Raw genomic sequence first — 24,328 nt, 5'->3', positions numbered from 1 at the left:
CTGAAATAAATATTATGAAAAAGAATGTTTTATACATGGGGATAGCTGTGATTGCAGGTTTACTTGCCGGGTATCTCATTTTCGGTGGATCATCAGAAAAATCCCAAACAAATACAGAGAATTCCAATATTTCAGAGGAGCACGACCATACCGGAGAATCCCTTTCACAAATGTGGACCTGCTCCATGCACCCACAGATAATGCAACCGGAACCAGGGGATTGTCCTATTTGTGGTATGGAACTGATCCCTGCCGAAACAAGCGCGGACGGTCTTGCTATGAACGAAATAAAAATGACCAAAAATGCCATGGCCTTAGCCAACGTTCAAACAGTAAAGGTTGGTAATGCTACTTCTGATAGTACAAATGATATATCCCTATCCGGAAAAATAAAAATGAACGAAGAGGCAAATGCAATTCAGGCCAGTTATTTTGATGGCAGGATAGAACGTCTCAATGTAGACTATGTTGGACAAGAAGTTAAAAAAGGTCAATTGTTGGCCACCATTTATGCCCCCAACCTAGTTGCAGCTCAGCAAGAATTGATTACAGCAGCCTCGTTGAAGGAATCACAGCCTCAATTATATAAAGCTGTGCGTAATAAAATGCAACTTTGGAAGCTTACTGAAAAACAAATTAATAGTATTGAGGATACAGGAAAAGTACTTGAAAACTTTCCGATTTATGCAACCGTTTCGGGCACGGTGTCTGAGAAACTGACTTCGGAGGGAGATTATGTTAAACAAGGACAACCTATTTTAAAGGTTAGTAACTTAAATTCTGTTTGGGCGGAATTTGACGCTTACGAGAACCAAATAGCACAATTCAAGCTAGGTCAAAATATAAAAATAATTTCCAATGCTTATCCCAATAGACTGGTTAATGCAAGAATTTCCTTTATAGATCCTGTTCTGAATACCAGAACAAGAATAGTTGCCATCCGTGCCGTATTAAAAAATAATGAAGGATTGTTTAAACCCGGAATGTTCATATCTGGAAAAATTGAAAGTTCGAAAAGCAGTCCATCTGGACAATTAACTATCCCTGCTACTGCAGTGATGTGGACTGGAGAACGTTCATTGGTTTACATTAAGACCAACCCCAATGAACCTGTATTTGAAATGCGGGAAATTATCCTAGGCAATAGAATTGGAGATGATTTTACGGTTGTTTCCGGTTTGGAGAATGGCGACGAAATTGTAACCAATGGAACATTTACCGTAGATGCAGCTGCACAATTGCAAGGTAAAAATTCCATGATGAATAAGGAAAAGGGAGCAATTGAGGCCGAAACGGCAGTAATGAAAATGACATTGCCAAAATCATTTCAGGTAAGTTTTAAAGCTGCCATTGATCATTATATTGATATGAAGGATGCCTTTGTAGCAAGTAATTCAAAGCAGGTTTCTGATTATGCAAAATCTACTTCCCAAAAACTAAGAACGATAAACTTGGATGGATTGGGCAAAATGGAAAAATCCCACCTCTCCAAAAGTATTGAAATGCTAGATGCCATAGGGAACAACCCTAATTTGGAGAACCAACGTTCACACTTTGTTATACTTAATGAAAATTTCGTTCCCCTGGCCAAAAATACAGAGGCGTTAACAGAAAAATTATACATAAAAAAGTGCCCGATGGCCAATAACAATAAAGGAGCATTTTGGCTTAGCAATCAAAAAGAAATTCGCAATCCGTACTATGGCGAGCAAATGATAAGCTGTGGAAGTATAATAGACTCGATCCCTTAAATGAAAGAAAGAAGAAAATCTATCCATAGGGTTTTATTCTCCTGGCTTAGCTCTTTAAAAGGATAGCTATTTTATATTTTGCCGTACAGTACAGAATAGCGATATATACTAATTATTTTAAATTGTGCTTTGTTAAAATTTTTGGGGCTGTGGAACATGTGATGAAACAATTGAAAAAAACTCCATTTATAAGATGGTATCATTAGATTAATTATTTTACTGTTGACTGCCCAACACCAATTAATTAATTAATTAATTAATTGGTATTAGCCATATGTTCGGCTTAGATAAGAATCAAAAAAAACAGTTGAAATAAAACTTAAACTTATGAAGAAATTTATGACAGTTAAAAGAAAAAGGATTTTAAGTCTATCCGAAAAATTGATTTTTCACTTAGCTACTTTGTTACTATTCCTGAGTAGCAGTACCTCGTTTGCACAGGTATACACCACCACGGAGGGCAATGCCAATTTCAAGGCAAAAATGCCCTTTAATTCCTATATGGGCATGTCGGACCGGTTACAAGGGACCATTAATTTTGTAACGGGAAAAGTGGCTTTTAAGGTGCCTGTAAAATCCATAAAGACAGATAAAGATAAACGTGATGAACACATGTACGAGCTGCTTGAAGCGAAAAAAAATCCCGATGTTGTTTTTGATGGGAAACTTATCGATGATTTTAACTTTGACAAAAAGGCTAATCAGACAGTACGGGTTAAGGGCGATTTTTCCTTAGCTGGAACTACTAGACAAATAACCATTCCCATAAATTTAGAACTTGTTTCAGAAGGTACAATCCAATTAAATGCTTCCTGGTCGCTGTTAATTACCGACTATGGTCTAGAGCGCCCAAGCATAGTATTTATACAAGTTAATGACAAACATGACTTGAGTGTGGATGCTGTGCTCAAAGAAAAATAAAATTCAAAAATAATATGACCCTGCAATAGACTATCAAGGCAGGGATAAATTAAATAAGCTTGTTTTGAGGGATTTTTCAATTACGGGATTAATTACCATAGAGATTGGGTTTACATTATGGAACATATCCTCGCCGACCATTCCGAAAAATTAAAGAAAAAACATAATTATTCACTGCAATATCTACTAAAGTAAAAAAATAAAAACAATTGGGATCACAACATTAAGGACAAATACAATTATGGTAATTGAGCGAAGTAAGTATTATAAATTACTAATAATCCGAAATAAAATTCGAAATGGGCTTTTCGTTTTTACTTTAAGTAATTTTTTAACCCGATTTGGTCTGGAAATCTATCCTTATTACTGGGATAAGGAAGAATTTACCCGTACCACTGAACCACAGATTAAGGATAATCCTGACGACTATAGGGTCGTGCATATTACAATAGATGAAGTAGGAATCATGAATAAAGCCATGGGAATAGCATCAGGAAAATTAGAGAATGACATTCAGGAAGGACATTTGTGTATGGGCCTAAAGCACAAGGGTGAAATTGTGGCTATGGTATTCGCTAAAAGTCAAAACTTAATCTATAAACAGCGAACCTTTAAACTAAATAAAGATCAGGCATATATTTACAATCTTTACACTTTTGAAGCACACAGGGGCAAAAATCTTGCGCCCTATCTGCGGTACCAATGTTACAAGACATTAGAAGAAATGGGAGTCAAGGAAATATATTGCATAACAGGGTATTTTAATAAACCATCTCTTAAGTCCAACAGAAAATTGTCCATATGGCATAAGACATTGTTTTTATACATTGGGCTTTTCAAAAAATATTACTGGAACTTTACATTGAAACATTATTGATCAAAATACACCAAATCTCATAATTGATACTACGAACCTGCTTAACCAACCTAATTGAAAAAGGGTTTTAGATCCAGAAAGATTGCGTTTAAAATGTTGGCGATGAATCGCGGGGATTAATCCTCCAACCTAAGACCACATCTGCAAAACTAAAAGTAGTATGGAAAAACCATTTTGATCAAACCTAGATTACCAAAACCTGCCAAAATAGATAGGGTTAAATTTTTGTTTTCATTCCAATAAAAGGATTCACTGCGTGCATCCCAGAAGGCAATCCCTGGCAAGCATGGAATACCAAAACAAGCTAGCGCTTGTTAGGTTTTTTGTTTTCCTCCGCCTCCTTGAAGTAAACTTCAGAGGCTACAAAAAACAAAAAACCCACAACTTTCGTTGTGGGTTTCCTTTTGCGGAGAAAGAGGGATTCGAACCCCCGGAGGTGTGACCCTCAACAGTTTTCAAGACTGCCGCATTCGACCACTCTGCCATTTCTCCAGTCAATGCTTTGGAGGCGTTCTTGCCGCTTCGACCTCCCGATAGCTATCGGGACTGCCATTTCTCCTTAGCGGGTGCAAATATAGAAACCTTTTTATTCTTTTTAAAAGAAAATCGAATTTTTATTTAATTATTTTAATAATGATAGATTCTATTGAAGGCCTTATTTTTTTTTAAACCACCTAAGAAACTATTTTGAAGGGTTTATAGCATCAAAATAGCATTTCTTTCAGGTGGTTTCATTTTTATTTATTGGTATATACAGTGGCTTTCTAATGTCTATAACCTTATTTTTGCATTGTTGGCACTTTCTTCCATCACCCAACGATGGGTCAAAAGATAGCTTGTAGACAAAGGAGACGGAATTGTGAGAATTCTATTGATTATAGTGGTCATTTGTATGTCCATTAAACTGTGGTATTTTAACTAAAAGAAAATTAGCTTTGGATATTATTAAGAAATTGGAATGGCGTTATGCGGTAAAGAAATTTAATCCTGATAAGCTCTTGACAAAGGAAAAGCTCGATAAATTGAAGCTGGCCTTTAATTTAACGGCCACTTCATATGGCTTACAGCCCATTAAATTATTGGTTGTAGACAACAAACAGCTACAAAAGAAATTGGTGAAGTTCTCTTTTGACCAAAACCAAGTGGCTGAAGCATCCCATGTTTTTGTTATTTGTATTGAAAAACAAATTGACAAAAAATTTATTCATGACTATTTCGCTAGGGTACAACAAATAAGAAATACTTCAGATGAGATACTTGACCCCTTCAAAGGTGCCTTGGTAGAAAGTTTTTCCAAAAAAGAAAGAGAAGAGGTCAAGGGTTGGGCTACCAATCAGGCTTATTTGGCCTTGGGCACCCTATTGACCGTTTGTGCCTTGGAAGATATTGATGCCTGTCCTATGGAAGGATTTCAGCCAAAGTTCTACGATGAGTTGTTAGGGCTGGACAAACTAAAATTAACTTCAGTCTTAGTGCTTCCGGTTGGATATAGAGCAATGGATGATATGTTTGCAACCCTTAAAAAAGTGCGAAGAGATCTAGAGGATAGCATCATCCACATACCCTAGTATAGCTATAAAATTCAATCAATCATAAATCATAAATCACAAATACATTTTAAAATATGCCAGGATTTGAGCTTTTTGGAGATAAGGAACGTGAACAGTTAAATGACGTTTTGGATTCAGGAGTATTAATGCGCTATGGTTTTGATGGCATGAGGAAAGGTCATTGGAAAGCAAAGGAATTGGAAAAGGCACTGGAAAAACGCATGCAGGTGAATCACGCACAACTGCTAAGCAGTGGTACCGCTGCCTTGACCGTAGCCTTGGCCTGTGGAAAGGTAGGGGCAGGGGACGAAGTTATTTTGCCCACCTTTACCTTTGTTGCGAGTTTTGAAGCAGTCCTTTCCGTTGGTGCTATTCCTATTTTGGTAGATGTTGACGATACCCTTACATTAGACCCCGCTGCAGTTGAAAATGCTGTTACCAGTAAAACCAAAGCCGTGATGCCTGTACATATGTGCGGGTCTATGGCAGATTTGGCAGCTTTAAAAAGCATATGTGACAAACATAATCTATTGCTCTTGGAAGACGCCTGTCAAGCCATTGGTGGCAGCTATGAAGGTAAACCCCTGGGCAGCTATGGAGATTTGGGATGTTTTTCATTCGACTATGTAAAGACCATTACCTGCGGGGAAGGTGGAGCTATTATTACCAATAACAAAGAATATTATATCAGTGCCGACCAATATTCCGATCATGGTCATGACCATATTGGAAAGGATAGGGGAGCGGAGGGCCATCCTGTCCTGGGCTATAACTATAGGATCTCAGAATTACATGCCGCCGTTGGTCTGGCGCAAATTGAACGTCTGGACGATTTTATAGCCACCCAGAAGAAAAATTATTCTGTCTTACGTTCTGCTCTGGAAAAAATCCCTGAAATTAGCTTTAGACGTGTCCCAGAAAATGGTATAGAGAATTATTCATTTCTAAGTTTTTATCTCCCAACAGAAGAAATGGCCAGAAAGACGATCAAGGCTTTTTCTGAAAATAGTGTAGATGCCTGCTTCTATTGGTTCAATAATAATTGGCATTATTATAGAAAATGGGAACACCTTAGAGACCTTAAAAGCCTGAATGGTTTCTCCAAAGAAATTACAAACGGACTTCCCAATTATAAAGATTCAGATTTCTCAAAATCGGATCATTGGGTAAGTAGAAATATATCCTGTCTAATCAAATTGGGATGGACCGATGAGGAGGTTACCAAAAGAGCCAAAAAAATGGTAAGTGCTCTCCAAAATATTGTCGTTACTAAGGCGCTATAACTCTTAAAATTTTAACATTTCAGCTTCGAAATAGGAAAAATACTTTAAGAAAAAGATCAAAACAACATTCAATTAACACCTAAAAAGGGGGCCAATGGCCCCCTTTTGTTGGTTTTGACCAATTCCTCCATGTATTTGGGAAATATGTCCATTCTTTCACATTTTGTTAACATTAGCTTAGCACTAGAAAAATAACAAACTCAAGTAAAACATGAAGAAACTTAAACTTTTGATACTAGTCTTTCTGATGGGTATCACAACTGTTTCCTGGGCTCAGACCAATGTGACGGGAACAGTATTGGATGAGCAAAATGTTCCGCTCCCAGGGGCGAACGTAGTAGTAAAAGGCACTACCAATGGAGTAGTGGCCGACTTTGATGGGAATTTTACCATTTCAGTAAAAAATACCAATGCGCGGTTGGTGGTATCCTATATAGGATATGTGGCTAAAGAAATTACCCTGGATGGTTCTTCCAGTTACACCGTGACCCTTGCCGAAGATGCCACCGGTCTTGAAGAAGTGGTGGTCATTGGATATGGTTCAGTAAAGAAAAGCGATCTAACAGGAGCGGTTGCCTCTTTAAATACCGAGGCACTGACAGAACAGAAAAAAACTGATATAGGTCAGGCAATGCAAGGTCGTGTTGCAGGTGTAGATGTTAGGGCCCTAAGCTCAAAACCTGGTGCCCCACTATCAATAAAAATTCGTGGTAATACGGTTATTACCAACAATAACGCCGGTAGAGATGGCGTAAGTGACAACCTGGAAGACGATTTATCCAAACCTTTATATGTTGTTGATGGTGTATTTTTTGAAGATATCAATATTCTTAATCCAGCGGATATAGAACAAATGGATATTTTAAAGGATGCGTCCGCAACCGCAATATATGGTTCACGTGGCGCCAATGGTGTTGTTATAATTACCACCAAAAGTGGTGTAGAAGGAAAGACCGTATTCTCCTATGAATCTACTTTTGGATTACGTTCCGCCACTAATATTCCAGATATGTATTCCGGTGATGAATATGTAGCTTTTATAGATGACCTATTAAAGGCCAGAGCATGGCGTGGACTTTTCTCCAATGGTAATTTTGGAACGGTAGATGACTATAACAATGCTGTTATTGATCGTTCTACAGAATTCCAGTCATCCAATGAAGAAGCTAATAACGTGGCTACTGGGCGGTATACCGATTGGTTGGGCGACTATAGAAAAACAGGTGTCCAAACAAGTCACACCCTTGGAATGTCCGGAGGTAGTAATGGATTAACCTATAACGGATCTCTTGGGTACCTTAGTGATGAAGGTGTAATGGGCATTGAAGGGTACGAACGCTATAATATAAGTGCCTCACTTTCAAAAAAGGTGACCGATCAACTTACAGTTGGTATAAAAACCTATTTGGCGTTTTCCGAAAGGGAGGAAGGAAGTAGGGAACTATTTAGAAGTACTTTTAGATTGGCACCTACCGTGAATTCTTTTGACCAAGAAGGGGAAGTAATCTTATTCCCCGATGATCAGGATCAACGTTTTGCCAATCCTTATTATGATGCAAACGGTGCTTGGAGGGTAAACACTAAATCCTTGGATGTAATTGCCAATGTCTTTTTAAATTACAAACCTGCAAGTTGGATCAATTTTAAAACGCAATTTGCACCCAATATTAGCACTACTAGATTTGGAGAATACAGAGGTTTATATACAAAATCCTCTAGAAATGATGCTAGCCGAATTCAATCCCACTATGATTCCCGATTTAGAACTTCCTATACTTGGGATAATATTGTAGATTTTGATTTTGATCTCTTCAATGGACACAACTTAAAAACCACCCTTATTTCTTCCTTATATTATAACCAGAATGAAGGTAGTGATACTCAAACAAGAAATTTTGATACCGATGCCTACTTGTTCTACAACACACAAGCCGGTACCGATATACGGGATTATGGTAGTTTTTACGGTAAACAATCCCTGGCTTCTTTTGCAGGGCGATTAAACTACAATATCCAAGATAAATATCTTTTTACCTTCACTGGTAGATATGATGGCTCATCAAAACTTTCAGTAGGCAACAAATGGAACTTTTTCCCATCTGCAGCATTTGCCTGGAGAGTTAGCGAAGAAAATTTCATGGAGTCCGTAGACTGGATCAACGATCTAAAATTGCGGCTTAGTTATGGTGAATCCGGTAATGACACCACGGTTCAACCTTATAGTTCACTTTCTTTCTTAAATAACACCAACTACTTGTTCGGTGATGCCCAAGGTAACGGAAAGTCAGTAGCTGGATTATCGAATAGTAATTTAACATGGGAGATTTCTAAGGAATATAACTTTGGATTGGATTTTGCCATGATCAATAACCGTGTTCGACTCGGGTTTGAATATTATAATAAAGAAACCGAAGGAAGTATTCTTGATAGACAATTGTCATCTATAACCGGATTTGGTAGTGCGGTAGGTAATTTTGGATCTGTCCGCAACAAGGGGATAGAGCTTACCTTAAATACCGTAAATGTAAGAACAGATGACTTTTCTTGGAAATCCAGTATCAACTTTTCCAAGAACACCAACGAAATCTTAAAATTGGATGGCGATTTGGATGAGATACCTTTCGGAAGTCATGGAGTCCTTAAAATTGGAGAAGCCGTTGATGCCATCTACGCATATGACAAAGTAGGCATTTGGCAATTGAACGAGGCCGCTGATGCAGCGGTTTATAATGCAGTCCCTGGGCAGTACAAGTATGTAGACCAAAACAATGACAACTTGATAAATCAAGATGATCAGGTCGTTTTAGGTTCCATTTCACCAGAATGGACCGGAGGTATGACCAATACCTTTGCCTATAAGAATTTGGACTTTAGTGTACAAATGTACACAAGACAAGGAGTACTGGGACATTCTGAATTTTATCAACATTTTGCCCCCTTTCAAGGTGACGATGGTAAATTTAATAAAGTGGATTTAGATTATTGGACTCCTAATAATCCCGATGCAAAATACCCAGCTCCTGAATACGGGCACCCTGGAGAGTGGTATTTTGAAAACTTCGATTTTGTTCGTATAAGTAACATTGGTCTGGGATATAATTTTTCGGATAGCTTAATGGACCAGTTTAATATGTCTAGCCTACGTTTGTCATTGGACGTTCAAAACCCCTTTACATTTACAGATTACAAGGGACCAGACCCAGAAACGGGCTTACAAAACTCCTATAACATGACATACTCGGTTAAAACCGTATTGTTTGGCTTAAAACTTACCTTTTAACTTATAAAATATTTAAGATGAAACTGATAAAAAACAAAATATACGTTCTGGTTTTACTGGGGGTATTCATAGGACTCGGTGCCTGTGAGAGTTATATTGAAGAAGATATTTTTTCCGATATAACCAGTGAGAACTTTATAGATGAAGATACGGCAGATCAATTGGTAGTAGGTATTTACGCCAATTTGCGCAATGTATACAAGGATTACGGTCTTCAATTTTTAGGTACCGATATTTTTACGAGTAAGGGAGAAGTATTCTCTTTTTCTTCGACCAATGATTATTTCGACCTAAACTCTGGCGTTGGAGGAAGTATGTGGTCCCGTAATTACAATGTTATTGCCAAGGCCAATACAGCTATAAATCGATATGAGAATCAAATTAACTTTAGCGATTCCAGACTGGACGATAAAGCTTATGGCATTGCTCAGGCGAAAGCATTAAGGGCCTTGTCCTTTTTTAATCTAGCTCAGCAATACGGCGGTGTTGTATTGGATTTGGAGGAGCCTAATAGTATTCGTTCCGATTATGCCAGAAGCACGGAACAGGAAACCTATGTCCAGATTATAGCTGACCTGGAAGCCGCTATTCCAAATTTAATGGATGCTCCAACAACAGGAAGATTCTCAAAAAGGGCAGCGCAACATTTATTGGCGGAAGTATATTTAACAAGAGCTTATTCTTCTTTTGCCGGTTCTTCGGATTTCACAACGGCTGCGACCTTGGCAGAACAGGCCATTGGCAGTTATGATATAAGAAGTCAGACTTTTGACCAGGTTTTTGATTATGGAAACCAAGTAAACCCAGAGGTCCTATTTGCCATACAATATGGCACGTCTGGCGATGCAGCGGACAGAAATAATAATAAGCACTCCATTTTTCTGAACAGTGTTAACGACTATCCTGGTATTGCCAGAACCAATCCTTATGGACGTAGTGATTTTGGTGCGATGCCCACCCCGTTCTTTTACTCCTTATTCGAAGATAATGATACTAGAGAGCAGGCTACCATGCATAGAGCCTTAATCGCTAATGAAAGTGTAACCTATAATTCAGATTTTGGAACCGACCCAATTATCCCAGGTGATACAGTGATCTATTATCCAAAGGTTGCCCTTGATGCGGTAGATTTGGCAGACAAATTGAACAGATATTATGTATACCAACCCGATCAATACTTATACGGTGTACCCGCAAATGTTGATGGTGCAATTTACCAATACAGTTCAAATCTAAACCGAACCAACTTCCCAATATTCAAGAAGTTTGGTGATGTTGATTTTGATGAATCGGAAGGTGGTTCGCGCGATACTTTTGTATTTAGGGTGGCAGGAACTCATTTGTTGGCCGCAGAGGCACATCTGGGAGCAGGTAATTCTACCCAAGCCCTATTCCATATCAACCGTGTTCGTGAAAGAGCTACGGGTGTTGCCAATGTGTATGCCACAGTTACCATAGACGATATTTTAAACGAACGTGCATTGGAATTGGCTGGTGAGGCAAATCGCTGGGCGGTATTAAAGCGTACTGGGAAACTTCAGGAACGCATTGGACTATACAATCCACATGTAATAGATCATGGAGCCTTTGACCCAAGCATACATTTATTGAGACCTATTCCTTCAGGGGAATTGGAACTTTCAGATGGGTCTTTGATACAGAACCCAGGTTACTAAAATTTTACACATTAGTTAGTTAGTTAGTTTTTTTGAGTTAGTTCCCCCTTCAAAAATGGGCAGGTTAATTCGCCTGTCCATTTTTTTTTAAAAAATCAAAGTACAATAAACTTAGGGATAGTATATTTAACAGCAGAATTGAAATGATCAAAACCTTCCATATAATACCAAGAAAAATTTGGGGCCTATTTTTAGGGATTCTAATGCTTGCATCTTGCTCCAGTCAACAAACGGAGTACTATTATTTGGTGATGGGAAATGAAGCAAACGAGGTAGAGATAAGTACTGCCGAAGATTTAAAGTCAGACCTATCAAAAGTACTGGGACTAGAAGGCCGTATGATTTCCGACAATGACAATATTCCAAAAGGTTCCCTGACCTTTGTTTTAGGTACTCCCAAATCCAATAACCTTATCGCCAGCATGGTTAAAAAGAAAGCCATAGTACTTTCTGGTGATAATCCAGGACCAAGGGGAGGCTTATGGCACAAAACAAAATTGGAAAATAATCAGGATGCCATTGTTCTTGCTGGATCGGATGTACAAGGTTTTCAGTACGCCGTCTATGACTATTCAAAAGAAATTTTAGGTGTTGACCCTCTTGAATATTGGACAGGGAAGAAGGCTTTAAAGAAAACGAACTTGGATTTGGTCAATTTTGAAAATCGAAGAATTGAACCACCAAAGGTACCCATTCTCTGCTATTTCGAAAACGATGTGGATGAACTTGCCAATTACAGAGGCAAATTACTGGAGTACGACTGGGAAAGCTATACCCAAATGATCAACTCCCTAGTGCGTTTGCGTTACAACGCTATTCAATTTTTTGATATGTTGGGACGTCCCGAATTTTTTAACCGTCCTGAATACAAAGCATTAAAACCAGACTATCAAATTGATACCGCTTATGTGGGAAAGATGATAGATTATGCACACGAGAAAGGAATGAAAGTCGCCATTGACTTTGCTTTAGGGTATCAAATTCACCCCATGGATGCCAGTAAAGCGGATTGTTGGAAAACTTATAGAGAAGATTGGTTACAAGCATGGCGCTATTATTTAGAAAAAACGCCTTTGGCTAAGACCGACATTTTTATTTTGCGCCCACGTCATCAAATTTGGGATTGGGAATATAAAAGTAGTTGCGGAGAAAGTAAAATAGAAGTTTTTAATGAGGTGTATGCTGCTTTTGGAAAGTTAGTGGATGAATACAAACCTGAAGCACAAAAAGTACTGGTTTGTTATTCGGATGGTATGGAAATGTGGAATGAAGGATTTAGGCCTCCAAAAGATTGGACTGTACTTTGGTCCGACCATGGTTTTGGTGATTTTGAGCATTTGCCCGATACTACCGATGGCTATAAATTTGGAACTTACATGCATGCTGGTTATTGGTCTAACCATACGGTACATAATCCATATCCTGAAAAAGTGGAAACAGTAATGAAAGAAATGTTTAAAAACTATGGAGCAGATAACTATTGTTTGGTAAATGGGCAAAATTTCAGACCCTTCCTACTTAATTTAGAAGCTTATAGTGCGGTTTGCCAAGATCCCGATAGCTTTAACAATGATGATTTCTACAAACAATGGACCTCTAGATATTTTAAGGAAAGTCAGCGCAACCCCGCTATAGCATCCATGAAACTACTACACCAAGCTCAAGAAGGAAGAATAGGGTACGTACAGCATCTATGGGAGATTCGCGAGGCTATTTCATACCTATCGGACTCACCGATACAAAGACCTGGAAAGTCTCCTGTACCACATGACTTTAAAAGGGTTGAAAATGACCTAGAACATGTGAAAATTACTCAAAACTTTATTCAACAATCTCTGGAGGAAGCCAGCAAAGGCTTTGATAAAACAGTATTGGTAACTGATTTCTATTATTCATATGTTTATCTACCTGCGCTACTTTACAACGACCTTATCTCATTCGAAGTCACATTACATAGAATTGCCCTGTTGAAAAAACAATATGAGGATTCAGGAAAGACTAGCTATATAAAACAAGCTATGGACCAGTTACCTGAAGTATACCAGAAATTAGAAATAATTTATCGAAATAGGAACGCTGGGGACAAGGATGTAAAATGGGCCAAGTGGTATTCCCCGGAAATCCGTAGACCAAATAATGGCTTTCCCACTATAGAAATGGTAAATACAATTAAAATAAATCTTGAGAATAAATTATAAAAGTGAACCTATGAAAAAATTTTATTCGGGAATTCTTATAGCCTTATTAACGGCACTAATTTGCTATGCCTGTAAAACCGAGCAATCACCCTCGCAGAATTTAAAGTCGAATACTACATCTCCCGTAGATTTAGTATACCCTCATCTCGATTCCGAAAACTCCAGATGGTTCTTTTTTTCCTCTGCCTCCAGGCCCTTTGGTATGGTGAATTTAAGTCCAGACACAGAACTTAATGGTGCATGGGGTAGTGGATATAGATACAAAACGGATACTATTAAAGGATTTAGCCATGTGCACGGTTGGCAGATTTCAGGGCTTTCAGTAATGCCAGTAGCCATTACCTCAGAAAACAAGACAACGATATACAAGGATTTTTATTCCAAATTTAATCACGATGCGGAGAAGGTTTCTCCAGGTTATCATTATGTGGAACTAGAGCGCCAAGGCATAAAAGCGGAGCTCACCAGTACCAAAAGAGTTGGGTTCCACAAATACTCTTTTCCCGAAAATGGCAGTCCGGCCATACTTTTTAACCTTAACACGCTCTTGGGACCCAATGAAAACATAAACGGGACCCTAGAAAAAATTGGAAACAATACCCTTAGCGGTGAGTTGGAAATGACTCCTACCCACAGACGACCCAAACCCTTCAAACTCTTTTTTAAAATAGAATTGGACTCGGAAATTACCGCTATTAAACAAGACCCTGATACCGGAAATTATCTAGTCTTCACGGATGAAAAAAACCGGAATGTCTTAATGAAAGCTAGTATATCCTATACTTCAGCCGTAAATGCAACCGCCAATATGGATGTGGAATTGAACCATTGGGATTTTCAAAAAGTGGTTGGCGAAGCAAAAGAGGAATGGAATGGGTTTCTGGGTAGAATTAAAATTGAAGGAGGTTCAGAAACACAACAACGCAGATTTTATACGGACCTTTGGCACGCCTTGCAAGGCAGAAGAGTAATAAGTGATATTAATGGAGCCTATCCCGATAACACTGGAGATAACTTAAGAATAGGACAGATTCCTTTGGATGCGACAGGAAAACCTAAGTTTAACCATTATAATTCCGATTCATTTTGGGGTGCGCAATGGACGATTAATACGCTTTGGGGGTTGGTATATCCAGACATCATGAAAGACTTTGTCCTTTCTCTTCTACAATATTACCAAGATGGGGGCTTAGTTCCCCGAGGTCCTTCAGGAGGTAATTATACCTATGTAATGACAGGTTCTTCCTCTACTCCTTTTATAGTTAGTGCCATTCAGAAAGGAATTATTAAAGAAGATCTTGAATCTATATATCAGGCGTTAAAGAAAAACCATATGCCTGGCGGTATAATGGAAAAGGCCGGATATGAGCACAAAACTGCTCTAGGAGGTGGATTAAAGTATTATTTAAGTAATGGCTATGTACCATATCCGATACCTGAAGGTAAATTTGGTGGACACCAGGATGGGGCAAGCCTTACCATGGAGTACGCATACCAAGATTGGACCTTGGCGCAATTGGCCAAAAAACTAGGTCATAAGGAAGACTACGCTATTTTTATACAACGTTCCCGAAATTACAAAAATGTGTTCGATGAAAGCTTAGGCTGGATGAGACCCAAGGATGTGGATGGAATTTGGTTAAAGAATTATGATCCCTACGAACACGAACATGGATTTGTAGAATCTAATGGAGCACAATCCACCTGGTTCGTACCCCATGATATTGATGGCTTGGCGACCCTTATGGGCGGTAAGGAAATGGCTGTCGATAAGTTGAACGCCCAGTTTGAAGCCGCTGAAAAATTAGGGTTCGCAGCAGGCAATTCGCATGCTCAAGAGTTACACCCCGAATACAGGCGGGTCCCCATTAATTACGGAAATCAACCTTCCATACAAACTGCTTTTATCTTTAACCAATTAGATAGGCCTGATCTTACACAATTCTGGTCCAAAAAGGTGGTAGGTAAGGTGTTTAGTGGACTTTCTCCGGCAACAGGTTATAATGGAGATGAAGACCAAGGTCTTATGGGAAGTTTGGCCGTATTGATGAAAATGGGGCTTTTTCAAATGAACGGAGGAACGGAAGAGGATCCGATTTATGAATTGGGAAGTCCCATTTTTGATAAGGTAGAGGTAAGTCTTCATCCCGATTATTATACTGGAAAGCAGCTTTCTATAAAGACTAAAAACAATGGACAGGAACAATGGTCCGTAAAAAATGTCACCCTAGACGGTAAGGTATTAAATGACTTTTCCATAAGGCACTCACAATTGGCAAAAGGAGGAGAACTGGAACTGGAGTTGGAGCTAGGGGAGGAGTAAAACCAACCTATTCCCTCCATGGCTCAGGTTTTAAAAGGCCTAAATTATATCGGGCCATGGCAAGTGCTCCATTATTGCCGTATCTTGTAACTAATAACAATTGGTTCCCAATGAAAGCCATCATTAGCCATTTAATCTTATACATGGTTTCAATTTGGGGTCTGTTTTCGCAGACCATCAAGTTTGAACACTATAATGATGCCAATGGACTTTCTCACAATTCCGTTAGACATATTGTCCAAGATAAAAATGGGTTCCTTTGGTTGGGTACTTTTTCTGGTCTCAATCGATTCGACGGATATCAGTTTAAATCCTTTATGAGTTCTTCCTCAGTTGCCAATACCATCCCAAATGATGATATCACAGCCTTGGAATTAGACGAAGAAACCAATAAATTATGGATAGGAACTCGGGGTGGATTAACATTGTTAGACATTGACACCCAAGAATTCACTACTTTTTTACCAAACCCCAATGATTCCCATAGTTTACAGGATGAAGAAATAAGGTCTGTACATATAGATCGTTTTAAGCAAATTTGGGTGGGTACCAAAAATAAGGGACTTTTTGTATACCATCAGGATCAAAATATTTTTGTAAAAATAGAATTACAAGGTTTTGAGTATATCAAAGAAATCTTTGAGGATACTAAAGGCCATCTATGGATAGGAAGTTACGGAACCGCTGGCGTAGCCAAAATCACTTTAGACAACATGGGGAACCCTGTAAAAACAGACACTTACACCCTAAACGTCCCGGATTCGAAAGAAATAAACCCTTACGTGAATTTTATCTATGAAAATGCTAATTTAGATGTTTTTGTGGGCAGTAGAAAAGGCCTTTACAAATTGAACCTGGAATCCAACCAATTTACAAATCTATATATAGAAGATGAGAAAATTAAGGGTAAACTGGGCCCATATTTTGTTTCGATCGCCCTAGCGCCGGATGGAAAATACTGGTTGGGTACCCTAGGTGGTATTCTGGTAGTGGATCAGCTTGAGGATATCACCGAACAAAAATACGAATGGTACTATTCGGAATTGTCCAACAGTGATTCCCTCATAGATGATCTTGTCTATGAACTTTATTTTGATGAATTAGGTTTATTGTGGATTGGCACCGAGAACGGATTGGACAAGTATGACCCCTTCGGCAATCAATTTCGAGTAAATAAGGACATATCCAAGTATTTGGATAATCAAGTACCCAGAATTCGAGGTTTTTCCAAAACATTTGATGATAAGGTTATTGTGGCTACAAGACACAACGGACTATTTATTGTCGAGGATGATAATTCCTGCTCGTCCTGCCAAAGGGTAATGCCTTTATACCGAAATGGCCATGATATAGCCAGTATATATTCTCAAGATGGTAAAATATTTTACTGCGGTCTTTGGAATGGGGAAATTTTAATCTACGATTATCTAGCCAAAACTTCCAAAGTCATTGAAATTGGATTTGGCCCTGCACCTATATTGGCATTTGCCAGCCTGGGAAATAACAAGTTGGCAATTGGTTCACACGGAGAAGGATCCTTAATTCTAAATACGGAACTAGGCCAACCTGAAAAATCTGAGGGCCTATTGCTCTCTTCCCGTGAAATAAATCAGATTGCTATAGACTCCCTAGGGTCTCTTTGGTATGCGACACAGACAGGAATCCTAAAGTATGACCCCCTTACTAATATTGCAAAGTCATACAATCCCAAAATAGGAGCTGAACCTGGTTTATCTCATGAAAATGTGAGTGGTATAGTAATAGACCCTGCCGGTGACATTTGGGCAGCAACTAGAAAAGGCCTTGACTATTACGATCCAAGTATTGATAATTTCGTACCCGTAATGGAACCCCTTGATTTAAATGATATTTGGATAACAAATGTAGTTACAGATAATAGCGGTAATTTATGGTTAAACATGAATAACAACCGTTTGGCCAAATACAATACAGTTTCGAAGAAACTAAATATGTATTATACGGATAGTGGAAATCGGTTGGACATATTTAGTTCGAGAGGCTTCTATTATGCCAGCGATGATCATATGTATCTGGCAGGTAAGGACGGAATCATTAGCTTTTCACCAAAAGACCTTAAGGACAATGATAAATCACCGCCTCCTATTATCACTAATATTCGTATACAGAATAATGAAATTGAGATAGGGGATGTGCTCAATGACCAACTAATTCTTAAAGAAGATATTAACAAGGGAAGGGCATTGATACTTGAAAATGATAACAAAAATTTTTCCTTAACCTTCTCAAATCCCTCTTATAGTAACGAACGTTTCAATAAATACAGTTATAGACTGGTGGGATTTCATAACCAATGGACCACTGTAGATATAAGACAACGTACCGTTCAATATACCAATCTTTTTTTTGGGGATTATATTTTTGAGGTTAAGGCTATGAACAGTCATGGAGTTTGGAGTCCCATTTCTACTTATAACATAAAAATATTACCCCCATTTTGGTTAACCTATAAAGCGTTATTACTAGCGCTAATAGTTCTTTCTGTAGTGTTCTATTTTGTTAGAAAACAAATAAAGGCAAGGATAATTCTAAAGCAAGAGCTGTTGTTGGAAAAAGTAAAAAGAGAGCGTGATGAAAAACTAAACAATGAAAAACTTAAATTTTTCACCAATATATCACATGAGTTAAGAACTCCTTTGACCCTTATCTTAGGTCCAGCAAAACAATTGATTGAGGAGGGAAAAGAATCCGGCAGTCAATTCCAACAAAGCAGGTTCAATCTAATCCACCAAAATGCCAACAGACTTTTAAACCTGGTCAATCAGGTATTGGATTTTCGTAGGGCCCAATCTGGCGAGTTAAGATTAAAAGTCACTAAAACCAATATTTTTCAACGAACAACCAATACCTTCCGATCGTTCCAAGAACTGGCAGATGATAAGAAAATAAACTTTAATATTGTTTGCGACAATCCGGATTTAGAAGGTTATTTGGACTGGGACAAATACGATAAAATACTATATAATTTACTATCCAATGCCTTGAAATTTACCCACAAATACGGTTACGTGGACCTATTTGTAAATACAAGTTTGGAGAATAACGAACAACAATTGATAGTTGAAGTCAGTGATGATGGTATCGGTATCCCTAAAGAGAGTCAAGAAAAGATCTTTTCCCGATTTTATCAAGCTTCCAATAGTAAAGAAAACAACACTGGCTCCGGTATTGGATTGTCCCTGGTCATGGCCTTGGTGGAACTGCACAAAGGAACTATAGAGGTCGAGAGTGAGTTGGAAAAAGGAAGTACTTTCACGTTAAAAATCCCAATTTCAAAAAAAGCCTATTTAGACGCTGAAATTTTTGAGGTTGTTAAGCCCGATACTGTCCGGGAATCTCCTCAACTAATAACAGCTAAAAAGGTAATTCAAAGTACCCACTTAAAAGAACGGATACTTATTATTGAAGACAATGTTGAATTGCGAAATTATTTGGTGGAATATCTTTCAGACCATTACAAAGTTTTTGAAGCGGAAAACGGAAAGGTAGGTCTTGAAAAATGTCGGAAAGTAAAACCAGTATTATGCATAGCAGATATTATGATGCCAGAAATGGATGGCCTGGAATTCTGTAAAATTCTAAAGAACGATGACAATATTAGTCACGTACCTGTTATTCTATTAACAGCTCTTTCGGATAGTGATGATAAAATTCGAGGTTATAGCAGTGGTGCCGATGGTTATTTGGTAAAACCCTTTGAACCCTCTTTACTAAAAACTAGAATTGAGAATATCATCAAATCACGTATGGAGCTGAAAAACAAATTTTCAGGGGAAGTGGAAAGTGAAGTCACTACTTTGACACACTCGCCCGCTGATGAGATTTTTATGGAAAAACTCACTAAATTGATTGAAGATGATATGGGGAACCTAGAACTAAATACCAACTTTTTGTGTCACGAATTAGGTATGAGTTCTTCCAAATTATATAGAAAAATAAAGGAGATAACAGATTTGGCCCCAAATGAATTTATAAGAACCATTCGCCTAAAAAAAGCAGCACAATTACTTAATACCAAAAAATATAATGTCAGTGAAGTAACAGGTCTGGTAGGATTTAACGACCCTTTGTATTTTAGCCGCTGTTTTAAAAAGCAATTTGGTTACCCTCCAAGCAATCTTATCAAGTAGACTTATTAACCAAGATTACTAAATAATTTCAATTAGTAACGGAAACCTATCTAAACTCTAGGAAAAGTTTAAGTAATATAACTATATTTAAAAATCAATAAAATTCACATTTAAACCCATTTATGACATGAATTCCAAGACTATTTCCCTGTGCTTATTTTCTATTGCTTTTTCCTTTCAAATAGGAGCACAAAATAAGCATATTAGTACTCCACCTGAAGTATCGCCTATGCCCATGAAGGCGGCTATGACTGAAATATGGGAGCCCGAAGTAGGCATAGTAACACCTGCTAAAATCTTGGGAGACGCCCCTTCAGATGCTATAATTTTATTTGATGGCACCAACTTGGACCAATGGGTTAAGCAAAAAGACAGTACACAACCTGCGCCTTGGAAAATTGTGGACAACAACCATATGGAAGTAGTTCCTGGTTCTGGGGGTATAAGCACAAAAATGAAATTTGGTGACTGTCAGATACACATAGAATTTAGTGCTCCGGATGAAGTGGAAGGTTCAAGCCAGGGTAGGGGCAATAGCGGATTATTTTTGCAAGACAGGTATGAACTTCAAATATTGGATTCATACGATAACCGTACCTATAGAAACGGACAGGCCGGCAGTATTTATAAAGACCATGCACCATTGGTCAATGCCATGCGCAGTCCGTTGGAATGGAACACGTATGATGTAATTTATACGGCTCCTAGATTTAAAAAAGATGGCCGTTTAGATGCCAAGGCGAAGATTACCGTGCTTCACAACGGTGTTCTAGTACAAAATAATGTTGCAATTAGTGGAAACACCTATTATATTGGTTTGCACGACTACCCATCTGCCCATGGTGACGATGTACTTTCACTACAGGACCACGGCAACAAAACACAGTTCAGGAATATCTGGGTAAGACCATTGTAATTACAAGCTACTTTGGGCTAAAATAAAATGCCGAAGAACAATGTTCTTCGGCATTTTATTTTAAGAATTAAGCGTTGTGGTTAATAGGTTACATATTCAACGATTTCGAGCCCGTACCCTACAATACCCACTCTTTTAGTTTGGGTAGAATTAGACAAAAGCCTTATTTTGGCAATATCCAAATCGTGTAAAATTTGTGCGCCTACTCCAAAATCTTTAGCATCCATATCCACTTTTGGTGCTTTGAATATGCCCTTCTTTTGCAACTCCTTCAATTCGCCCAATCTTCCCAGTAAATTCAAAGATTCGGTTTCTTGATTTATAAATACAAATGCACCTTTACCCTCCTCATTGATCGCATTGAACATATCCTCCAATTTTTTATCGGGATTGTTCGTTAACGTACCTAAAATATCATTATTTATTAAGGTTGAATTAATACGGGTAAGAACTTTTTCGTTTTTATTCCAGGTACCCTTGGTCAAAGCAATATGAACTTGATTATTCGTGGTCTGCTGATAGGCCCGCAATCTAAAATCGCCGAATCTGGTTACAATATTAAAATCTTCCTTTTTACGAATTAGACTGTCGTGCTCCATACGATAGGCAATCAAGGCTTCGATGGAAACAATTTTAAGATCAAATGTCTTGGCTACTTTTACCAATTGTGGTAATCTAGCCATAGAGCCATCTTCGTTCATAATTTCAACGATAACCCCAGCTGGTTTCAGTCCAGCTAAACGGGCAAAATCAATAGCGGCCTCTGTATGCCCCGTTCTTCTTAATACACCACCTTCCTTGGCTACCAACGGAAATATATGCCCAGGCCTTCCCAAATCATATGCCTTGATACCTTCATCGGTCAAAGCCTTAACGGTACTTGCACGATCTGCTGCAGAAATACCAGTGGTTACTCCATTGCCCCTTAAATCTACAGAAACGGTAAAAGCGGTTTCCATAGGATCCGTATTATTGTGGACCATCATGTGCAAACCAAGTTGCTTACATCTACCTTCGGTAAGTGGAGCGCAGATAAGTCCCCTGCCATGGGTGGCCATAAAATTGATCAATTCAGGAGTGGCCAATTCTGCAGCTGCCAAAAAATCCCCTTCATTTTCCCTATTCTCATCATCCACTACAATAATTACCTTGCCTTGTCTAATATCCTCAATAGCCTCTTCAATGGTATTTAACGTAATAGTCTTGCTAACTTTTGTTGTCATGTTGCAGCAATTTTATCTTTTTTCTTAAATATGCCTTTAAAATAATCCAAAATACTTCCAAAAGACATTAAACCTTTGTCCGCCGTTGCACGGTTAGTTAAAAACACACCTAAAGGTAACATTATAAACGTAGAAAGCCATGCGCCTATTATTGGATTAATATTCCCTTCCTTCGCATAATTACCGGCAAATACACCTATAAAATAGTACGTAAGAAATAAAACAATAGCGATTACCATAGGTAACCCCAAACCTCCTTTTCTGATTATGGCACCAAGTGGCGCACCAACAAAGAATAAGATAATACAGGACAGGGCCAATGCGTATTTTTTATGCAGGGATAAAATATGTAGGCGGTAAATCTTATACTTGATTTGAAGTTCATTTTTCTTTCCCTGTATACTTGTGATAATATTGGAAATGGAACTTTTAGCGGAATTTACAATTTGCGATTGGTGCCACGTAGGGAAAAGTGCTACTAAGTTATCGGTGGATAATTTGGTCCCCAACGAATCCCTTTCCTTCTTATTTTTATCAATTATAATTTGGGATAAGGAATCGGGTTTTTTAAGAGGCACGAAAGCTCCCATTCTGCCAACAATATTCTTGGAAAAGGCGGTCACCAATTTTACGTTGTCCCCCTTTAGGGAATCTATGTCCTTGGATAAGCGAGAAATATTCTTCATCTTATCCGTACTTATATCCCGCTCCTCATCCAAATCAACATCTGCCAAATCCGAAAGATCCTTGTTTATGGTATAAGTTTTAAAATTGGCTTTGGTAAAAGGATTTTTCTTCTTTTCCTTATTGTTTTTGGTAGGCATTTCAGAATAGTAATTCCCGTCTTTCAATACCAATTGTAAAATGTCCGATTTCTCACTACTTATAAGTTCTCCTGTTTTAGCTTTGATTACGGTAGTATTGACCTTTATTTTAGACTTTTCATGAATAATTACATTTTCCAAGAACCGATCGTTTTTACCATATTTACGGTCTACCTTCATATTCATCTCCGTACCTTCCAAATCACTAAAAACACCTTCCGAAATAATGGCAGCTGGTTTCACCTTGGCAATATTCCTCCTTAAGTTATATATTTTTTGTTCCGAAATTGGTATTATGTTATTGGCAAAATAGAACGTTACCCCTCCTAAAAAGGTGACAAAAACAATAAGTGGTAGCATTGCCCTTTGCAAAGAAATTCCAGAGGCCTTCATGGCCGCAAATTCATAATTTTCCGCGAAGGAACCGAAGGTAAGGATAGATGAAAGTAGTACAGTTAATGGAATTACCCGCTCCATTAGGTTGGGCATAAGGTAAAACAAGAATTTTCCGATTATAAAAATATCCAACCCCTTACCTGCAAAATCATCAATAAACAGCCAGATCGTTTGGAATACGAAGATAAACATCAGTATCACAAACGAACTGAAAAAATTAAAGAGGAACCTCGATAAAATATATCGGTCTAGAATTCTCAATGGACTAGTTTCTTATGATGTAGTACCCATCATTCTTATACTTATTTTCATCAAAAGTAAATAAGGTTTTGGACAAAGGCTGGTCTATTTTAAAAGAATTAACAGTAATGGTGGTTTTGGTACCATTCTTCCCAGTTTCAATAAGCTTATTTATGTGTTTGGTCTCTACATCTATCCCCAACAGAATGGATTTGATTTCGGAATTGGTATCTATAGGGGTCAATTTTACAAACTGGATTTTCCTTCCCTGTATATTTTGCAAAATATCCCAATCATAATTGTGACCTTGTTTATAGAAAGTTAGCATTTTAGAAGGGGTGATAGTGTTTTCATCATCCAGTTTTTCTTCAATTGTGACCTCTTCATTTTCCGGAACAACGGTATATACTTTTTTACCATCATATAATTGTTTGGAGCCTAAATAATTAAATAAATATTTTTCTCCCTGCATGGTAACATCTCCCCGTGTTTCCGTATTTATATTGGCCTCCTCATTATTGAGGCTATATTTAAAGTCTACAAAAATATTGTCATAACTTTTTACTTTGTTATAAACTTCATCCAACAACGCTTTGGCCTTCCCTGAATTTTGCGACCAAGAAATTGAAGTTGATAACACCAATAATATAATAGATAATTTAAGTTTCATTCTCTTTTTTTTAAAATTTTAAAAGTGCTAC

Annotated in this window: 15 protein-coding genes and 1 tRNA gene; 11 read left to right on the top strand and 5 right to left on the bottom strand. The window is 38.0% G+C overall.

Translation table 11 applies throughout. From position 1 onward, the window contains the following. Positions 1-14 precede the first annotated feature (14 nt). From CWD90_RS05055 to CWD90_RS05045, 3 genes are all read left to right on the top strand, one after another. Positions 15-1,751 carry an efflux RND transporter periplasmic adaptor subunit gene (locus CWD90_RS05055; RefSeq protein WP_103474850.1) on the top strand — a complete coding sequence of 579 codons (1,737 nt, stop codon included), beginning with the start codon at positions 15-17 and terminating at the stop codon, positions 1,749-1,751. Between the two features lie 327 nt (positions 1,752-2,078). Continuing rightward, positions 2,079-2,672: a YceI family protein gene (locus CWD90_RS05050; protein ID WP_239986467.1), complete on the top strand. Its 594-nt coding sequence runs from the start codon at positions 2,079-2,081 to the stop codon at positions 2,670-2,672. Positions 2,673-2,913: 241 nt separating this feature from the next. Then, positions 2,914-3,549, top strand: coding sequence for a GNAT family N-acetyltransferase (locus CWD90_RS05045; protein WP_103474849.1), 636 nt, complete (start codon positions 2,914-2,916; stop codon positions 3,547-3,549). Positions 3,550-3,956: 407 nt separating this feature from the next. Here CWD90_RS05045 and CWD90_RS05040 read toward each other — a convergent pair. Continuing rightward, a tRNA-Ser gene (locus CWD90_RS05040) sits at positions 3,957-4,041 on the bottom strand. A gap of 443 nt (positions 4,042-4,484) precedes the next feature. Between CWD90_RS05040 and CWD90_RS05035 the strand changes: the two genes are divergently transcribed. From CWD90_RS05035 to CWD90_RS05010, 6 genes are all read left to right on the top strand, one after another. Continuing rightward, entirely contained in the window at positions 4,485-5,117 is a 633-nt protein-coding gene (locus tag CWD90_RS05035) for a nitroreductase family protein (protein ID WP_103474848.1), read from the top strand. A 56-nt stretch (positions 5,118-5,173) separates the two neighbouring features. Continuing rightward, on the top strand, positions 5,174-6,382 hold the full coding sequence (locus CWD90_RS05030) for a DegT/DnrJ/EryC1/StrS family aminotransferase (RefSeq protein ID WP_103474847.1): 1,209 nt from the start codon (positions 5,174-5,176) through the stop codon (positions 6,380-6,382). Positions 6,383-6,593: 211 nt separating this feature from the next. Beyond that, positions 6,594-9,662, top strand: coding sequence for a SusC/RagA family TonB-linked outer membrane protein (locus CWD90_RS05025; protein ID WP_103474846.1), 3,069 nt, complete (start codon positions 6,594-6,596; stop codon positions 9,660-9,662). 17 nt (positions 9,663-9,679) lie between these two features. After that, on the top strand, positions 9,680-11,338 hold the full coding sequence (locus CWD90_RS05020) for a RagB/SusD family nutrient uptake outer membrane protein (protein WP_103474845.1): 1,659 nt from the start codon (positions 9,680-9,682) through the stop codon (positions 11,336-11,338). Between the two features lie 143 nt (positions 11,339-11,481). Beyond that, positions 11,482-13,536 (top strand): glycosyl hydrolase 115 family protein, encoded by a 2,055-nt coding sequence (locus CWD90_RS05015; protein ID WP_103474844.1) that lies wholly within the window; start codon positions 11,482-11,484, stop codon positions 13,534-13,536. 10 nt (positions 13,537-13,546) lie between these two features. Then, the gene (locus tag CWD90_RS05010; protein ID WP_103474945.1) at positions 13,547-15,859 is read left to right on the top strand and encodes a GH92 family glycosyl hydrolase; all 2,313 of its coding nucleotides are present in this window, start codon (positions 13,547-13,549) and stop codon (positions 15,857-15,859) included. A gap of 7 nt (positions 15,860-15,866) precedes the next feature. Here the strand turns inward: CWD90_RS05010 and CWD90_RS23175 are convergent, their stop codons facing one another. Further along, entirely contained in the window at positions 15,867-16,004 is a 138-nt protein-coding gene (locus CWD90_RS23175) for a hypothetical protein (RefSeq protein WP_192877992.1), read from the bottom strand. Here CWD90_RS23175 and CWD90_RS05005 point away from each other — a divergent pair. Continuing rightward, positions 16,003-20,028 (top strand): hybrid sensor histidine kinase/response regulator transcription factor, encoded by a 4,026-nt coding sequence (locus CWD90_RS05005; protein ID WP_239986466.1) that lies wholly within the window; start codon positions 16,003-16,005, stop codon positions 20,026-20,028. The genes CWD90_RS23175 and CWD90_RS05005 overlap by 2 nt on opposite strands. A 127-nt stretch (positions 20,029-20,155) precedes the next feature. Then, positions 20,156-20,944 (top strand): 3-keto-disaccharide hydrolase, encoded by a 789-nt coding sequence (locus CWD90_RS05000; RefSeq protein ID WP_103474842.1) that lies wholly within the window; start codon positions 20,156-20,158, stop codon positions 20,942-20,944. An 80-nt stretch (positions 20,945-21,024) separates the two neighbouring features. On the opposite strand, the gene ribB is transcribed toward CWD90_RS05000, so the two are convergent. The 3 genes from ribB to CWD90_RS04985 all read right to left on the bottom strand — a co-directional run bounded on the left by ribB (position 21,025) and on the right by CWD90_RS04985 (position 24,297). Then, positions 21,025-22,167, bottom strand: a complete 1,143-nt coding sequence (ribB, locus tag CWD90_RS04995; RefSeq protein ID WP_103474841.1) for a 3,4-dihydroxy-2-butanone-4-phosphate synthase — start codon at positions 22,165-22,167, stop codon at positions 21,025-21,027. Then, the gene (locus CWD90_RS04990) at positions 22,164-23,579 is read right to left on the bottom strand and encodes an LptF/LptG family permease (protein WP_239986465.1); all 1,416 of its coding nucleotides are present in this window, start codon (positions 23,577-23,579) and stop codon (positions 22,164-22,166) included. The genes ribB and CWD90_RS04990 overlap by 4 nt, the downstream gene beginning before the upstream one ends. Positions 23,580-23,652: 73 nt before the next feature. Continuing rightward, positions 23,653-24,297 (bottom strand): LolA family protein, encoded by a 645-nt coding sequence (locus tag CWD90_RS04985; protein WP_103474839.1) that lies wholly within the window; start codon positions 24,295-24,297, stop codon positions 23,653-23,655. Positions 24,298-24,328: the final 31 nt, after the last annotated feature.

Source organism: Arenibacter catalasegens (assembly GCF_002909235.1).
In the GTDB taxonomy this organism is placed as follows: Bacteria; Bacteroidota; Bacteroidia; order Flavobacteriales; family Flavobacteriaceae; genus Arenibacter; species Arenibacter catalasegens.
The sequence above is the reverse complement of the archived record's forward strand: the minus strand, read 5'-3'. Positions and strand labels throughout refer to the sequence as shown.

Excerpts from the sequence above, each read along its gene's own strand:
- CWD90_RS05055 (WP_103474850.1), top strand. The coding sequence starts at position 15 with ATGAAAAAGAATGTTTTATACATGGGGATAGCTGTGATTGCAGGTTTA.
- CWD90_RS05050 (WP_239986467.1), top strand. The coding sequence starts at position 2,079 with ATGAAGAAATTTATGACAGTTAAAAGAAAAAGGATTTTAAGTCTATCC.
- CWD90_RS05045 (WP_103474849.1), top strand. The coding sequence starts at position 2,914 with ATGGTAATTGAGCGAAGTAAGTATTATAAATTACTAATAATCCGAAAT.
- CWD90_RS05030 (WP_103474847.1), top strand. The coding sequence starts at position 5,174 with ATGCCAGGATTTGAGCTTTTTGGAGATAAGGAACGTGAACAGTTAAAT.
- CWD90_RS05025 (WP_103474846.1), top strand. The coding sequence starts at position 6,594 with ATGAAGAAACTTAAACTTTTGATACTAGTCTTTCTGATGGGTATCACA.
- CWD90_RS05020 (WP_103474845.1), top strand. The coding sequence starts at position 9,680 with ATGAAACTGATAAAAAACAAAATATACGTTCTGGTTTTACTGGGGGTA.
- CWD90_RS05015 (WP_103474844.1), top strand. The coding sequence starts at position 11,482 with ATGATCAAAACCTTCCATATAATACCAAGAAAAATTTGGGGCCTATTT.
- CWD90_RS05010 (WP_103474945.1), top strand. The coding sequence starts at position 13,547 with ATGAAAAAATTTTATTCGGGAATTCTTATAGCCTTATTAACGGCACTA.
- CWD90_RS05005 (WP_239986466.1), top strand. The coding sequence starts at position 16,003 with ATGGTTTCAATTTGGGGTCTGTTTTCGCAGACCATCAAGTTTGAACAC.
- CWD90_RS23175 (WP_192877992.1), bottom strand. The coding sequence starts at position 16,004 with ATGTATAAGATTAAATGGCTAATGATGGCTTTCATTGGGAACCAATTG.
- CWD90_RS05000 (WP_103474842.1), top strand. The coding sequence starts at position 20,156 with ATGAATTCCAAGACTATTTCCCTGTGCTTATTTTCTATTGCTTTTTCC.
- ribB (WP_103474841.1), bottom strand. The coding sequence starts at position 22,167 with ATGACAACAAAAGTTAGCAAGACTATTACGTTAAATACCATTGAAGAG.
- CWD90_RS04990 (WP_239986465.1), bottom strand. The coding sequence starts at position 23,579 with ATGTTTATCTTCGTATTCCAAACGATCTGGCTGTTTATTGATGATTTT.
- CWD90_RS04985 (WP_103474839.1), bottom strand. The coding sequence starts at position 24,297 with ATGAAACTTAAATTATCTATTATATTATTGGTGTTATCAACTTCAATT.